Annotated in this window: 13 protein-coding genes; 2 read left to right on the top strand and 11 right to left on the bottom strand. The window is 64.9% G+C overall.

Going from position 1 to position 14,238, the window contains the following annotated elements; translation table 11 throughout:
• Positions 1 to 14 precede the first annotated feature (14 nt).
• From MB84_RS00985 to MB84_RS00970, 4 genes are all read right to left on the bottom strand, one after another.
• Entirely contained in the window at positions 15 to 527 is a 513-nt protein-coding gene (locus MB84_RS00985) for a hypothetical protein (protein WP_157122606.1), read from the bottom strand.
• Between the two features lie 181 nt (positions 528 to 708).
• Positions 709 to 1,128 (bottom strand): RNA polymerase-binding protein DksA, encoded by a 420-nt coding sequence (gene dksA / locus MB84_RS00980; protein WP_039401961.1) that lies wholly within the window; start codon positions 1,126 to 1,128, stop codon positions 709 to 711.
• A 393-nt stretch (positions 1,129 to 1,521) separates the two neighbouring features.
• Positions 1,522 to 2,601: a CobW family GTP-binding protein gene (locus tag MB84_RS00975; RefSeq protein WP_046290400.1), complete on the bottom strand. Its 1,080-nt coding sequence runs from the start codon at positions 2,599 to 2,601 to the stop codon at positions 1,522 to 1,524.
• A 61-nt stretch (positions 2,602 to 2,662) separates the two neighbouring features.
• On the bottom strand, positions 2,663 to 3,157 hold the full coding sequence (locus tag MB84_RS00970) for a Fur family transcriptional regulator (protein ID WP_046290399.1): 495 nt from the start codon (positions 3,155 to 3,157) through the stop codon (positions 2,663 to 2,665).
• A gap of 164 nt (positions 3,158 to 3,321) precedes the next feature.
• On the opposite strand from MB84_RS00970, the gene MB84_RS00965 reads away from it, so the two are divergent.
• Entirely contained in the window at positions 3,322 to 4,230 is a 909-nt protein-coding gene (locus MB84_RS00965) for a DMT family transporter (protein WP_245725457.1), read from the top strand.
• Positions 4,231 to 4,266: 36 nt separating this feature from the next.
• Here MB84_RS00965 and MB84_RS00960 read toward each other — a convergent pair whose 3' ends face one another.
• The 5 genes from MB84_RS00960 to MB84_RS00940 all read right to left on the bottom strand — a co-directional run bounded on the left by MB84_RS00960 (position 4,267) and on the right by MB84_RS00940 (position 9,353).
• A complete protein-coding gene (locus tag MB84_RS00960) occupies positions 4,267 to 5,481 on the bottom strand; it encodes a class I SAM-dependent rRNA methyltransferase (RefSeq protein ID WP_046290397.1) in 1,215 nt (404 codons plus the stop codon).
• Between the two features lie 222 nt (positions 5,482 to 5,703).
• Positions 5,704 to 6,684: a tyrosine recombinase XerC gene (gene xerC / locus MB84_RS00955; RefSeq protein ID WP_425415924.1), complete on the bottom strand. Its 981-nt coding sequence runs from the start codon at positions 6,682 to 6,684 to the stop codon at positions 5,704 to 5,706.
• Positions 6,685 to 6,745: 61 nt separating this feature from the next.
• Entirely contained in the window at positions 6,746 to 7,414 is a 669-nt protein-coding gene (locus tag MB84_RS00950) for a DUF484 family protein (RefSeq protein WP_039394754.1), read from the bottom strand.
• Positions 7,415 to 7,561: 147 nt separating this feature from the next.
• The gene (gene dapF, locus MB84_RS00945; protein ID WP_046293275.1) at positions 7,562 to 8,413 is read right to left on the bottom strand and encodes a diaminopimelate epimerase; all 852 of its coding nucleotides are present in this window, start codon (positions 8,411 to 8,413) and stop codon (positions 7,562 to 7,564) included.
• A 43-nt stretch (positions 8,414 to 8,456) separates the two neighbouring features.
• Positions 8,457 to 9,353 carry a lipid A biosynthesis lauroyl acyltransferase gene (locus MB84_RS00940; RefSeq protein ID WP_046290396.1) on the bottom strand — a complete coding sequence of 299 codons (897 nt, stop codon included), beginning with the start codon at positions 9,351 to 9,353 and terminating at the stop codon, positions 8,457 to 8,459.
• Between the two features lie 187 nt (positions 9,354 to 9,540).
• Between MB84_RS00940 and metK the strand changes: the two genes are divergently transcribed.
• Positions 9,541 to 10,719 (top strand): methionine adenosyltransferase, encoded by a 1,179-nt coding sequence (gene metK / locus MB84_RS00935; RefSeq protein WP_039394745.1) that lies wholly within the window; start codon positions 9,541 to 9,543, stop codon positions 10,717 to 10,719.
• A 143-nt stretch (positions 10,720 to 10,862) separates the two neighbouring features.
• Here metK and MB84_RS00930 read toward each other — a convergent pair whose 3' ends face one another.
• Both MB84_RS00930 and MB84_RS00925 read right to left on the bottom strand, forming a co-directional pair.
• Positions 10,863 to 12,227: a coniferyl aldehyde dehydrogenase gene (locus MB84_RS00930; protein WP_046293274.1), complete on the bottom strand. Its 1,365-nt coding sequence runs from the start codon at positions 12,225 to 12,227 to the stop codon at positions 10,863 to 10,865.
• Positions 12,228 to 12,474: 247 nt separating this feature from the next.
• A complete protein-coding gene (locus MB84_RS00925) occupies positions 12,475 to 14,139 on the bottom strand; it encodes an isovaleryl-CoA dehydrogenase (RefSeq protein ID WP_046290395.1) in 1,665 nt (554 codons plus the stop codon).
• Positions 14,140 to 14,238: the final 99 nt, after the last annotated feature.

The raw sequence follows: 14,238 nt of genomic DNA, 5'->3' as shown, positions 1-14,238 counted from the left end.
CTATGCGCGGGGATTCAGACCGTGACCGGCGGGGCGCGGGAGTCGAACGGCAGGACGACGGCGCTCGCATGGCTTCGCCCGTTGACCTGCAACGGGGCGTGCGTCGCGCTGGCGTCGCCTGCCCACTGGAGGACCGCCACGGCCATCGCAGCCGCGAGCGTCGCCCCTTCGAAGAGATGGCAATGATGGTGGTGGGTGCCGAAACCGGCGTGCGTCGTGCGCGACGATTGCGCGGACCAGTCGGCCGCGATGGCGTCGTCGTCGGTGTCGCCATCGTCCGCGCTATTCGCAACGTCCGCCTGGCCGACGTTCGTTGCTGCTGGCGCGCCGCTGCGCCCCAACGTGGGTTGCCCGACGCCGGACAACTCGCGTGCGTGCGCAATCTCATGTTGCAGGCCCCACATCTGCACGCAGAGCAGTGTGGTGATGAGCCAGACGATCCATCCGCTGCGGCCACGACCCACGCGCATGCGCTTTCGCGCACGCCACGGGCGAGAGTCGGAGTCGATGGAAGGCATGAGTGACATGAATTGCAGCTGAGTTGCAATTCTGCCATAAAGTGACGTCACCCGCGAGCGATATGCGGGATAACGGCGCAGCGTTGACGGCCGCGCAAGAAAAAAGGCATGTCGCGAAGACATGCCTTTGATCGACTGAGGCCACCGGGCACCGCCACCGCGCGGTTGCCGGGGGCCGGCTGGCCGACGATCAGTCGCCGAACAGCTTCTGACGCAGTTCGCGACGCTCTTGCGCTTCGAGCGACAACGTGGCCGTCGGTCGGGCGAGCAGACGCGGCACGCCGATCGGCTCACCGGTTTCTTCGCACCAGCCATAATCGCCCGAGTCGATGCGGGCGAGCGACTGCTGGACCTTCTTCAGCAGCTTGCGTTCGCGATCGCGCGTACGCAGCTCGAGCGCATGTTCCTCTTCGATGGTCGCGCGGTCGGCCGGATCCGGAACCACCACGGTTTCCCGCAGGTTTTCGGTCGTCTGACCGGCGTTACGCAGAATTTCGGCTTGCAGCTCTTCCAGACGATTCTTGAAGAATTCGAGTTGAGCCGCATTCATGTAGTCCTTGTCGGACATCTTCAGAATTTCGGCCTCGGTCAAAAGTCGTTGCTTGCTCATGGGTTTCTGTGGCGTCTCTTTCGGATGATCCGGCGATGCCCCTGTAGCGGGTGGCACGTCTTGCTTACCGGCAATGCCGCGGGCGGCTTCTTGGGTTACTTTCCTGCCGGGCGATTTGGGCGGCGCCTTCTTCTTGGCGGCGGCCTCGTCGCCCGTCTTCGATTTGCCTGCTGGAGCACGCTTGGCGCCCGCGTCCAGTGCCGGTTCTGACCGGCGCGTGGGGCGTGCGGTGGCAGTCTTGCGAGAGGCGGTGGCCATGACGGTGCTCCCCTGCCTACCCCCCGGAATGCCGCGACGATTCGCTGGCGGCGGTCCCAGTGGGCAGGTATTGTAACCGAATCGTTCGACAGTCCCGATTAAGGGCTTTCCCGTCACCGGATTCGGCGATTCCGCTCAGACCAGACAGCGTTCCAGCCCTTGCAGGATGATGTCTTTCGGCAGTTCCGCGCCAATGAACACCATCTTGGTGTTCGGCGTCTCGCCGGGTTGCCACTTCGTGCCCACGTCGCTACCCATCATCTGGTGAACGCCCTGGAACACGACCCGACGGTCGATACCGCGCATGTTTAATACGCCTTTATAACGCAATAAGCGTTCGCCGTACACCTGTAGGATGCTCCCGAGGAAATCCTCCAGCTTGGCCGGATCGAATTGTTTTTCGCTGCGGAAGACGAACGACTTGATAGCATCGTCGTGATGCGCGTGATGGTGGTGGTGAGCGTGCCCGTGGTCGTGACCTTCGTGGTCGCACTTCCCGTGGTCGTGGTCGCAGTGCGAATGATCGTGGTCATGGCCGTGGTCGTGATCGTGTGCATGCTCGTCGGCGGCCAGGAAGTCCGGATCGATGTCGAGCTTGTCGTTCAGGTTGAAACCGTGGATGTCGAAGATCTGCTCCAGATCGGCCTGACCGAAGTCCACCACCTGCTGCGGCGCACGCGGGTTCATGTGTGCGAGACGGTGCTTGAGATCGTCGAGGGCGTCCGGCGTCACCAGATCGGCCTTGGTGATGAACAGACGATCGGCGAAGCCCACCTGCCGCTGCACCACTTCGTGCTGATCGAGCTGCTGCTGGCCGTGTTTGGCGTCGACCAGCGTGATGATGGCGTCCAGACGGTAGGTGTCGGCCACTTCGTCGTCGATGAAGAAGGTCTGCGCCACCGGGCCGGGGTTCGCCAGGCCGGTCGTCTCGATGACGACGCGATCGAACTGGATCGAACCGGCGTCGCGCTGGCTGTTCAGATCGGACAGCGCCTGCACCAGATCGCCACGGATCGTGCAGCAGATGCAGCCGTTGCTCATCTGCACGATCTGCTCGGCGTTGTCTTGCACGAGGATGTCGTTGTCGATGTTCTCTTCACCGAATTCGTTTTCGATGACGGCGATCTTCATGCCGTGCGCCTCGGTCAGGATGCGCTTGAGCAGCGTGGTTTTACCGCTGCCGAGAAAGCCGGTCAGGATGGTGACGGGAGTCATGAATGCAATGTCCTGTGATGATGCGGCGCATCGGGATGCACCGGCGGCGGCGTGTGCCGCGTCAGTTGGTGGCGCCCGCGCATTGGGCGCAGGTGCCATGAATCAGCAGCTCGACCTGTTCGCCCACGAAGCCCTTGGGCAAGCGCTTGAGTTCGCGCTCACTCAATTGGGGATGCTGAGGCCAATCGTCAAGGCAAAACGTTCGGTGGCAGCGTACGCAGCGGAAATGTCCGTGCTGCGTATGCGGACGCGGCGCGCTCGCACGCTCGGGATCGACGTGCTCGGCCATGACGAAGCGGAAGATGCGGTCGTCGCCCGCCTGCTTGATCGCCCAGCCCTGCGCGACCAGCCAGTCGAGCACACGGTAGGCCGTCACGCGGTCGAGCGGATCGGCGTCGGTGGCCAGATCGGCCAGCACTTCCTGATGCGTAAGCGGGCGGCCTGCCTTGAGCAGCAAGGCCAGCACACGAACACGCCCCGAAGTCACGCGGCCCGATTGCTCCTGCAAGCTCGCACGGGCCGCTTCCAGATACGGTTGTAATTGAGTAAGGCTCATGAATCGATTTAAGCACAGCGCCGTCAGCGCTGCAACCGAGTTGCAAATTGGTTCGAATAGCCCCGCTGTTGCCGCTGCGGTTGTCTCATTTGGGCCAGGAAAGGCGGGATATTAGCCGAGGAACAGGGTGAGATTGGGGCGAAGTGACGGGAAGTGAACGGGCAATGCGTCATACAATTGACACAAAAACCCCCTTCGTCATGTCGCTCACCGCCCTCGCCCTCGTCGTCACCGCCGCATTTCTGCATGCCACCTGGAATTTCGTCGCCAAGCGCATCGATACGCGCGAAGGCGGTGGCCCGCAACTGGTCTTCCTCTACGCCTTGCTGACCGTGGTGATCTACACGCCGCTGGCGCTGTATTTCCTTGCAGGACAAGCCAGTTGGCCGTCAGCGCTCGGCTGGGGTGTCATCGCCGTCAGCGCCCTGTTGCATTTCGGGTACACGCTTGTCTTGCAGCGCGGCTACCGTGTGGGCGATCTCTCGGTCGTCTACCCGCTCGCACGCGGCACCGGTCCGTTACTGTCGTCCCTCGGCGCCATCGTGCTGCTCGGCGAACGCCCGGGCTGGCTCGCGCTCGTGGGCATTGCGCTGGTCGTGTGCGGCGTGCTCGTGATTGCCGGTGGCGAACGCCTGTTCCGGCGCGGCAGCATGCACGCGGGCGCGGGCTGGGGGGTGCTCACGGGCGGATTCATTGCGGCGTATACGCTGGCGGATGCCTACGCCATCCGCACCCTGATGCTCGCGCCGCTCGTCTATTACTACCTGGAAAACGTGCTGCGGGTCGTGTTGTCCGCGCCCACGGCATTCTCGCGTCCGGCCCGCATCGCCGTGCTGTGGCAGGCCAACTGGCGCAAGATCCTGATCATTTCAACGATTTCGCCGATCTCCTACTTCCTGATCCTGACCGCGCTCAAATACGCGCCCGTCTCGCACGTCGCCCCGGCACGGGAGATGTCGATGATGGTCGCTGCGCTGCTCGGCGTGCGGGTGCTGGGAGAGGGAGAGATGCACCGCCGCGTGGGCGGTGCCGTACTGATCGCCCTGGGTGTGGTCGGTCTGACGCTGGGCTGATGCCCTGTGAGCGGCCCACACCAAGAAAGCAAACACTTACATACGCTGCAACCAAAGTCCCTTGAGGTATTCGCCTTCGGGGAATTGCGTGAGCATCGGGTGATCCATGCCCGCCGACAGGCGGCGCAGGATACGTGCGTCGACACCGGCATCGACGGCCGCACCGGCCACGATCTTCTGGAACAGATCGGCATCGATGGCGCCTGAGCACGAGTAGGTGAGCAACTGGCCGCCCGGACGCAGCAGCCGGAAGCCCGCCATGTTGATGTCCTTGTACGCCCGCGCAGCGCGGTCCACGTGATGGGCCGACGGCGCGAACTTCGGCGGGTCGAGCACGATCATGTCGAACGTACGGCCTTCCTCGCGCAGGGCGCGCAACGTCTTGAAGACGTCCGCATCGCGCCACTCGGCACGGGCGGCGTCGAAACCGTTCAGTTCGACGTTGCGCGCGCCGATCGCCAGCGCCTCGCCTGACGAATCGATCGACAGCACGCTCTGCGCCCCCCCTGCCAGCGCCGCCAGCGAGAAGCCGCCGGTGTAGCAGAAGCAGTTCAGCACGTCGCGGCCCCGGGCCTGTTGCTGAACGAGCCGACGGTTGTCGCGCTGGTCGACGTAGAAGCCGGTCTTGTGTCCGTTGCGCACGTCGACGTAATACTTCACGCCGTTTTCATGCGTCGTCAGCAACGCCGGCGCTTCGGGCGGCTCGGCCCCGGCCAGCACGCCGGTGATGCTCGGCAGCCCTTCACGCTCGCGTACCGCCGCATCGGAACGCTCATAGACGTTCGGGCAGCCGGTCGCCCCTACGAGCGCCTTGGTAATGGCGTCCTTCCAGGCTTCGACACCCGCCGCCATGAACTGGCAGACGAGCTGATCGGTCTCCGGCTGACCCGGCGCGGACCGATAACGGTCGACGATCAGCCCCGGCAGGCCGTCGGCCTCACCGAAGAGCAGACGCGTCGCGCCCGTGTCGTGCACCATCTCTTCGCGGTACGCCAGCGCCGCCGAGACGCGACGCTTGAAGAACGCGTGATCGACCGGCTCGTTTTCGTTGAACGTCCACACGCGGGCGCGGATGGCCGACACCGGGCTGAACGCGGCGCGCGCGAGGAAACGGCCATCGGCGGCCCGCACCACAACCGTGGCACCGGAGGCCGGGTTGCCGTCCACGCGCGCCACGGCGGTGGCGTAAATCCAGGGATGACGGCGCAGCAAGGACTTCTCTTTGCCGGGCTTGAGGGTCAAGGTATTCATGCGGAACGGACTAACGGTTGCATTCGGGGTGACGGGCAAGTCTCGCGGCACGGCGGGCGGGCCGGATCCGGATCGGGCTCGGTCGCACGCGCGAGGCATCCGGCTGGCGGACGGCACAACGCACACTGTGCGGGACTTGCTGAGGAAGGACGCGATTCTACACCGACTCGGCGCGCACGCCGTAAAGCGCCTCGTCAGCCCGGCGCGACATCGGGGCCAGCCTCAGGGCTTCTTGCGTGAGCGCGGATGCGCCTGGTCGTACACCTTGGCAAGATGTTGGAAGTCGAGCTTCGTGTAGATCTGCGTCGTCGAAATATTGCTATGGCCGAGCATTTCCTGCACGGCCCGAAGATCGCCGGACGATTGCAGCACATGCGTTGCGAACGAGTGACGCAGCATGTGCGGATGCACATGCGTGGGCAGTCCGGCCGCCAGCGCGTGACGCTCCAGCCCCTGCTGCACCGCGCGCGCACCGATACGCTTGCCGCGCGCCGACAGAAACAGGGCGTGCGGCTCGGCCGTCGCCAGCGGCGCGCGCATCTCCAGCCATTGCGCCAACGCCTGCGCCGCCTTCTCGCCCACCGGCACGCGACGCCGCTTGTTGCCCTTGCCCGTCACGACGACCTCGCACTCGGCCAGATCCAGCCAGCTCGCCGAGCGGTAGCCGTCGGCCTCGACGTAACGATGGTCAAGCCCCGTCAGTTCCGACAGACGCAGGCCCGACGAGTAAAGCAGTTCGAACATCGCGCGGTTGCGCACGGCCTCGGCGGACGTGCCGGTCGCGAATTCGACGAGCGCCGACGCCTGATCGGGCGACAGCGCCTTGGGCAACGGTTTGGGTTGTTTGGGTGCGCGCACGCCTTCGACGGGATTCGCGGCGAGCGCGGTACGCTGAGCAAGCCACGCGAAGTAGCCGCGCCAGGCGGAGAGCTTGCGGGCAATCGAGCGGCCGACCAGCCCCTCGCTATGCAGCTTCATCACGAAGCGGCGGATGTCGCCGTGTTGCAGCGATTCGAGCGCACGGCCGCTCGCGAGACGCTGCAACTGACGCAGGTCGCGCGTGTAGTTTTCCAGCGTGAGCGCCGCGAGCTTGCGCTCGCTGGCCAACGATGTCAGATAGGTGCGGATGCCTGGCTCAAGTGGCGGCTCAAGCGGCGGCTCAGGGGGCGACTCGGACGATGCATCGGTCGACGACAGAGGCAGCGTGTCGTGCGTCCCCCCGCTCGCCCCCTTCCCCTTGCCAGCCGGAGATCCGGAGCGCATCTCAGTCGTCGGCGCGCAGCTTGCCGAGGGCAGCCCCGGCCAGTTCGCCGATCTGCGTGAGGAAATCCGTCGCCATGCCTTCATGGAAGCGGCGCGCGTCTTCCGAGCCCATGACGAGCAGGCCGAAGACCGGGCCGTCGGTCACTTGCGGGTCGCGCAGCGCGAGCAGGGCGACCGAGGCGGGATCGCTCGGCGCGCCCAGCCATGTCACCGCTTCGAAGCCGGTGTTCGCGCCGCAGTATGGCGTAACCAGGCTCGTCGCGAAGATCTTCACTTCCTCGCTGACGCTGCGGGCGAACTCGGCCGGTTGATACGGCGCGGCCACGTTCCACAGACGCACGGCCGCGAACGGCACATTGAAGACGTCGCGCAAACCACGGGCAATCGCCTCGGGCAGCGCATGCGGGTCACGCTCGCCCAGCAGACCGAGGGTCCAGCGGTGCAGCTTGCCCGAGATATCGTCGTTTTCGTGGCCGTAGCGCATCAGTTCGGCGAGGCGTCGCTCGATCTGCTTGGTCTTCTCGCGCTGCATCTCGATCTGACGCTCCTGCAACGACACCGCCCGCTGGCCGTGCGGGCTGGTGAGCCGCACGCCGGCCAGCAATTCGGCATGGCGCTCGAAGAAGTCGGGATGCGCAATCAGGTATTCCGCAATATCTCGGTCGTTCATGAATGTCCGTCTGCTGTTCGTCAACTGCCGCGCGCCGCGCCTCATATTCGTTATGCCGAACACAAGGGCGACGTGCAGCCGCCTGGGTCGCTAAATCAGAATCCGTCTGAAACCAATGCCGTGCTGCCTGTCCTGACGCCGAAGCCGTCAGACTTCGATCGTACCTTCGAAGACCGTGGCAGCCGGTCCCGTCATGATGACCGGACCGCTTGCGCCGTCCCAGTCGATGGTGAGCGTGCCGCCGTGCGTCTCGATGGCCACAGGTGCCTTGAGCAGACCGCGACGGATGCCCGCCACCGCCGCCGCGCACGCGCCCGTGCCGCAGGCGAGCGTTTCACCTGCGCCGCGCTCGTACACGCGCAGCCGCGCTTCGTGCTGACTCACCACTTGCAGGAACCCGGCGTTCACCCGGCGCGGGAAGCGGCGGTGACGCTCGACCAGCGGGCCGTCCGTCTCGACCGGCGCGGTGTCGACGTTATCGACCACCTGCACGGCGTGCGGATTGCCCATCGAGACCACGGAAATCCAGGTCGTCTTGCCTGCGACGTCGAGCGGCCAGAGCGTGTCGTCGCCCTCGCGGCGACCTTCCAGACCGGCGGCATCGAACGGCACGTCGGACGGCGTGAGAATCGGTGCGCCCATATCCACGCTGACCTGACCGTCTTCGCGCATCGTGAGCGTAATCACACCCTGCTGCACCTCGACGCGCACCGTGTGCTTGTCGGTCAAGCCGGTGTCGCGCACGAACTTGACGAAGCAGCGCGCGCCATTGCCGCAATGCTCGACCTCACCGCCGTCGGCGTTGAAGATGCGATAGCGGAAGTCCACGCCCGGCATGGCGGAGCGTTCGACGAGCAGCAACTGGTCCGCGCCGACGCCAAAGTGGCGGTCGGCGAGCGCACGCCATTGTTCGGGCGTGAAATCGATGGTCTGCGAGATGCCGTCGATCACGACGAAGTCGTTCCCGGCACCTTGCATCTTGGTGAATTTGAGCTTCATGCCGCTATTGTAGTGGAGAAGGTCGACGCGCATCCGGTGCCGGTCAGTAGACGCCCGGCTGCCCCTCGGGGCGCGTCTTGAAACGCTTGTGGACCCAGTAATACTGTTCCGGCATCTTGAGAATCTGCTCTTCGAGGAAGGCGTTCATGCGGCGCGCGTCGGCGTCCGGGTCGCCGCTGGGGTAGTTTTCCCAGATCGGGAACACTTTCAGGCGGTAGCCCTTGAAGTTAGGCAGCACTTCGCCGATGAACGGCAGAATCTGCGCCCGGCCGACTTCCGCCAGTCGCGACACCGACGTCAGAGTGCAAGTCTCGACCCCGAAAAAGGGCACGAACGTGGAGTTTCGCGCGCCGTAGTCCATATCCGCCGCCAGCATGACCGGCTTCTTCTTGCGGAACATGCGCAGCACGTCGCGTGCGCTGTCGCCGCGCGGGATCATCTCGGCGTCGAAACGGCCGCGCTGCTCGCGAGCCATGGCGTCGAACGCCGGGTTCGACATCGGCGTGTAGAGCGAGGCGCAGGGCCGGTGCAGCGAGTAGTTGATGAATACGGACGCCGCCTCGATGCCCACGAAGTGGAAGCCGAGCAGGATCGTGGGGGGCATGTCCGGAGCGCGCAGGTCGACGGCCGAATCGAGTTCGATGAGGCGTTCGAGCTTCTTGCCGCTACCGAACCACTGGACGCTGCGCTCCGCGTAGCTGCGGATCGCGTGGACAAACGACGCCTTGGCCACGCGCTCGCGGGTGGCGTCGTCCCAGTGCGGGAAACACAGGCGCAAATTGGTGTGTACCACCCGCTTCCGGGAGCTGGGAATCAGGTACAGCACATGCCCGATGCCCGCGCCGAAACGCGCGACCCAGCTATAGGGCAGCAGGTTGAGTCCGCGCAGCAGACCCACGCTGAGGTAGTACCCGAGGGATTTCTTGGGAGTGGTAGCCATGTCGCAAGCAGGATTTCTTCAGGGGCGTATAATAAGCGACATCGCCGAGTTAACTGACAACTTGCGGGGCGATTCGAATGAGCCACCATACATAGGCAGCCCATTCGACCAACTTTCCGCTAAAGCGTCGCCGCTTCTCCTCCGATGACGGCAACGTGAGTCGCCAAATACGTTAGAGGAGCCATAAGTGGCGAACGACTATCTCTTTACCTCCGAATCCGTCTCCGAAGGTCACCCGGACAAGGTCGCCGACCAGATCTCGGATGCCGTTCTCGATGCCATCCTGACGCAAGACAAGTACGCGCGCGTTGCTGCGGAAACGCTTTGCAACACGGGTCTCGTCGTGCTCGCCGGTGAAATCACCACGACCGCTACGGTCGACTATCAGCAAGTCGCACGCGAAACGATCCGTCGCATCGGTTACGACAACACCGACTACGGCATCGACTACAAGGGCTGCGCCGTGCTGGTCGCCTACGACCGCCAGTCGCCGGACATCGCGCAGGGCGTGGACCGCGCACACGACGACAACCTCGATCAGGGTGCGGGCGACCAGGGCCTGATGTTCGGCTACGCCTGCGACGAAACGCCGGAACTCATGCCGCTGCCGATCTACCTGTCGCACCGTCTGGTCGAGCGCCAGTCGCAAGTGCGCCGTGACGGTCGTCTGCCCTGGCTGCGTCCGGACGCCAAGTCCCAGGTCACCATCAAGTACGAAAACGGCCGTCCGCACAGCATCGACACCGTGGTGCTCTCGACGCAGCACGCGCCGGACATCGCGCTGGACGCGCTGCGCGAAGCCGTCATCGAAGAAGTCATCAAGCCGGTGCTGCCGGCCGACCTGATCAAGGGCGACATCAAGTTCCTGGTGAACCCGACCGGCCGTTTCGTGATCGGTGGCCCGCAAGGCGACGCCGGCCTCACGGGCCGCAAGATCATCGTCGACACGTACGGCGGTGCTGCACCGCACGGCGGCGGCGCGTTCTCGGGCAAGGATCCGTCGAAGGTCGACCGTTCGGCAGCCTACGCTGGCCGTTACGTCGCGAAGAACATCGTGGCCGCCGGTCTGGCGTCGAAGTGCGTGATTCAGGTCTCGTACGCCATCGGTGTGGCGCGTCCGACGTCGGTCATGGTCAACACCTTCGGCACGGGCAAGATCAGCGATCAGCGCATCGCCGAGCTGGTCGAGAAGCACTTCGACCTGCGCCCGAAGGGCATCATCCAGATGCTCGACCTGCTGCGTCCGATCTACGAGAAGACCGCCGCTTACGGCCACTTCGGCCGTGAAGAACCGGAATTCTCGTGGGAAGCCACGGATCGCGCCGACGCCCTGCTTGCCGACGCCGGTCTGCGCGCTGTCGCCTGATTCGGCGCAATCGCTGCACGGCAGGCGCCGGTGTCGACCGGCGTCAGTCAGACAAAACCCCCGCCCGGGTCAAACCGGTGGGGGTTTTGTTTTGGGTGGTTCGATCGTACTGCGGCGCTGGACTGTGACGAAGTCCCCGTCCCTCAGCGCAGCAGCAGCTTCATCATCGCAGCGAACCGCTTGCCGTACGGGGGATTGAGCAGACCGCCGCCATTCCAGCGTGCCTGACGAAAGATCGGCTTCTCCTTCGAGAAAGTGCGGAAGCCCGCCTCGCCGTGATAGCCGCCCATACCGGACGGCCCTACGCCGGCGAACGGCAACGAATGCTCTGCCACGTGCAGCAGCGTGTCGTTGATCGTCACACCGCCGGAGATGGTGCCATCCACCACCTGATCGATGCGCGCATGGTCGGTGTCGAACATGTACAGCGCGAGCGGACGCGCACGCGCGTTCACGTACGCAATCGCGGCGTCCAGATCGTCGTAGGGCACCACCGGCAGCAGCGGCCCGAAGATCTCCTCACGCATCACGCGCATGCCGTCGTGTACGCCCGTCAGCACGACGGGTGGCAGGCGTCTGCGCGCCGCCTGCGCCGGTGCGTCGAACAAGGCGTGGGACGTAGCGCCCTGCGCGGCCGCCCCGCTTGCAAGACCGGACAACCGCTCGAAGTGACGCGCCGACACGATGCTCGTGTATTGCGGATTGTTCACGGCATCCGGGTAAAGTCGCGACGCCACCTGACGCGCCGTCGCCACGAACGTATCGAGCTTTTCGCGCGGCACCAGCACATAGTCGGGGGCAACGCACGTCTGCCCCGCGTTGAGCAGCTTGCCGAGCATGATGCGCTCCACCGCGTGCTCCCAACGTGCGCCCGGCCCGATGATTGCGGGCGACTTGCCGCCGAGTTCCAGCGTCACCGGCGTGAGATGCTCGCTTGCCGCGCGCATCACATGGTGGCCAATCGACGTCGCCCCGGTGAACAGCAGATGGTCGAACGGCAGCGACGAGAACGCGCGTGCGACCTGCGCGTCGCCGGTCACGACCGTCACCCATTCCGGCGGGAATGTCTCGGCAATGGCCGACGCGAACACTTCCGCAAAACGCGGCGTGACTTCCGAGACCTTGATCATCACGCGGTTGCCTGCGGCCAGTGCGTCTGTAAGCGGACCGATGGCGAGAAACAGCGGGTAGTTCCACGGCACGATGACACCCACGACACCCAGCGGCTGGGGGACGATGGCGCGTCGCGCAGGCAGGAGCCAGAGGTTTGCCCAACCCGACGAGCCACGCATCCAGCGACGCGTGTGCGACAGCGCATGCTTCAGGTTGCCCAGCGAGGGAAACAATTCGAGCATGTCGGTCTCTTCTTTCGACCGCCAGCCAAAGTCTTCGTCGATGGCCGTAGCGAAGGGCTCGCGATATTTGTGCAACATGCCGAGCAACGCCGTCAGATGACGTTTGCGGGTCGACCATTCGACGTGCGGGGAGGCATCGTGCGCGTGACGCATCGCGTCAAAGCGTGGCAACAGCAACGCGCGCGTCAGATCGTCGTCTTGCGACACCTGCAACGTCGCAGCGTCGTGAAGCCCGTCCCCGCCTGCGCCCATCTCATCTTTGTGTCCCATGCCGTTCCTCCCTGCGACCGCCGGTGCGTGAGCGCTCCGACCACTGTCGTGTCGATATGTTGTCGTTATATGAAGTCGATGCTTCGATGCGTGACGCTTTCGCGCGACGCCTCATGTCTGACTTCGCGCCTCACGCAAGAAACGCTCTGTCGAGCCAGGCGCGTTGCACACCGACAGGCACCGTGTCCGGCATCACGCCATAGACACGTCCGCCAGTGTTCGCGAACCGGCTCTCGACGAACCCGTGCGCCAGCTCGGACGGCGCATGCTCCAGCAGCAACGCGGCCTGCGACAGCAACACGATCTGTTGCGCGATGGCGCGCGCGCGCACTGCGTGCGACGCAGGATCGGCGGCGAGCCAGCCGTGCAACTGCGCAAGCGCGGCACGCAGCGTCGTGTGCGATCCGACACGTTCGCCGAGCCACTGAAACCAGCTTTGCGCGACGTCCGGTTCGCGGCTCATGGCGCGCAGCGCGTCCAGACACATCACGTTGCCCGAGCCTTCCCAGATCGAATTGACGGGCGCTTCGCGATACAGACGCGCCAGCGGCCCCGTCTCGACATACCCGTTACCGCCCCACACTTCCATGCATTCGCCCGCGAGTTCGAGCGCGCGCTTGCACACCCAGAACTTCGCGGCAGGCAGCACGATGCGTCGCCATGCGCGCTCGACGGGCGAGTCGTCGTCCGACAGACTCGCGTCGAACGCACGCGCGAGCCGCATCGCCAGCCACGTCGCCGCTTCCGACTCCAGCGCGAGATCGGCAAGCACCACCGTCATCAGATCCTGATCGACGAGTTTCGCGCCGAACGCCGTGCGGTGCCGTGCATGATGAATCGCCTGCACGACGCCGGTGCGCATCATCGCCGCGCTGCCGATCACACAGTCCAGTCGCGTGTAGGTCGCCATCTCGATAATCGTGGGCACACCGCGCCCCGGCGCACCGACACGCGTGCCGTACGCGCCCCGAAATTCCACTTCGCTGCTCGCGTTCGAGCGGTTGCCGAGCTTGTCCTTGAGCTGCTGAATCTGCACCGCATTCTTGTGGCCGTCCGGCCGGTAGCGCGGCACAAAGAAGCACGACAACGCGTCGCTATCGCTATCGCGCGCGAGGACCAGATGCGCGTCGCACTGCGGTGCGGAGAAGAACCACTTGTGACCGACGAGCGAGAACTCGCCCTTGCCCACTTCAGTCGCGACGGTGGTGTTCGTGCGCACGTCGGAGCCGCCCTGTTTCTCCGTCATTCCCATGCCGATGAGCAGGGTGTGCTTCTGCGCGAGCGGCACGTCGCGCGGATCGTGCTGGGGCGCGAGCAGCTTGTCCTTGATCGTGGCGAAGAGCGCCGGTTCTTTCGCCAGCACCGGGATGCTCGCGAACGTCATCGTCGTGGGACACAGCGAACCGGCTTCGTTCTGCGCGTGCAGAAAGTACGACGCCGTGCGCGCCGCCATCACCCCGCCGCGCGGATGCGCCCACGGCAACGATTGCAGTTGTGCACCGCGCAAAAGCCCCATGAGCGAATGCCACGCGGGATGAAACGCGACACGGTCGATACGATTGCCTTGCGAATCGAAGGATTGCAGTTCCGGCGCGTGACGATTGGCGTCCTGCGCCCATTGCTGCACTTCCGCCTCGCCCACCCGTGCGCCCTGGCGATGCAATTCCTTCGCGTGCCAGTGCGCGTCGAACGCCGCCACCGCGGCTTGCAGCGCGGCATCGGTCGCGTAGAGGTTGTAGTCCGTGAGCGGCGGCACCTGATTGGTGACGTCGTGCGTCTGCCAGGCTTCAGTCATCCGTGTCTCCCTTGCGCATCATCCCGAATGCCCTGCATGGGACGGTCACTTCAAGTCGATCATTTCATCATAGCGGTTAAGCCCTCGTGCTCGCGCAAA

The sequence above is a fragment of the Pandoraea oxalativorans genome, from assembly GCF_000972785.3.
Lineage (GTDB): Bacteria > Pseudomonadota > Gammaproteobacteria > Burkholderiales > Burkholderiaceae > Pandoraea > Pandoraea oxalativorans.
Note: the sequence above shows the minus strand (reverse complement) of the source record. Positions and strands in the feature narration are given on the sequence as shown.

Bases quoted from the DNA above. Each gene is read 5' to 3' on its own strand.
- MB84_RS00985 (WP_157122606.1), bottom strand. From the start codon at position 527: ATGTCACTCATGCCTTCCATCGACTCCGACTCTCGCCCGTGGCGTGCG.
- dksA (WP_039401961.1), bottom strand. From the start codon at position 1,128: ATGAGCAAGCAACGACTTTTGACCGAGGCCGAAATTCTGAAGATGTCC.
- MB84_RS00975 (WP_046290400.1), bottom strand. From the start codon at position 2,601: ATGACTCCCGTCACCATCCTGACCGGCTTTCTCGGCAGCGGTAAAACC.
- MB84_RS00970 (WP_046290399.1), bottom strand. From the start codon at position 3,157: ATGAGCCTTACTCAATTACAACCGTATCTGGAAGCGGCCCGTGCGAGC.
- MB84_RS00965 (WP_245725457.1), top strand. From the start codon at position 3,322: ATGCGTCATACAATTGACACAAAAACCCCCTTCGTCATGTCGCTCACC.
- MB84_RS00960 (WP_046290397.1), bottom strand. From the start codon at position 5,481: ATGAATACCTTGACCCTCAAGCCCGGCAAAGAGAAGTCCTTGCTGCGC.
- MB84_RS00950 (WP_039394754.1), bottom strand. From the start codon at position 7,414: ATGAACGACCGAGATATTGCGGAATACCTGATTGCGCATCCCGACTTC.
- dapF (WP_046293275.1), bottom strand. From the start codon at position 8,413: ATGAAGCTCAAATTCACCAAGATGCAAGGTGCCGGGAACGACTTCGTC.
- MB84_RS00940 (WP_046290396.1), bottom strand. From the start codon at position 9,353: ATGGCTACCACTCCCAAGAAATCCCTCGGGTACTACCTCAGCGTGGGT.
- MB84_RS00930 (WP_046293274.1), bottom strand. From the start codon at position 12,227: ATGCGTCACGCGCACGATGCCTCCCCGCACGTCGAATGGTCGACCCGC.
- MB84_RS00925 (WP_046290395.1), bottom strand. From the start codon at position 14,139: ATGACTGAAGCCTGGCAGACGCACGACGTCACCAATCAGGTGCCGCCG.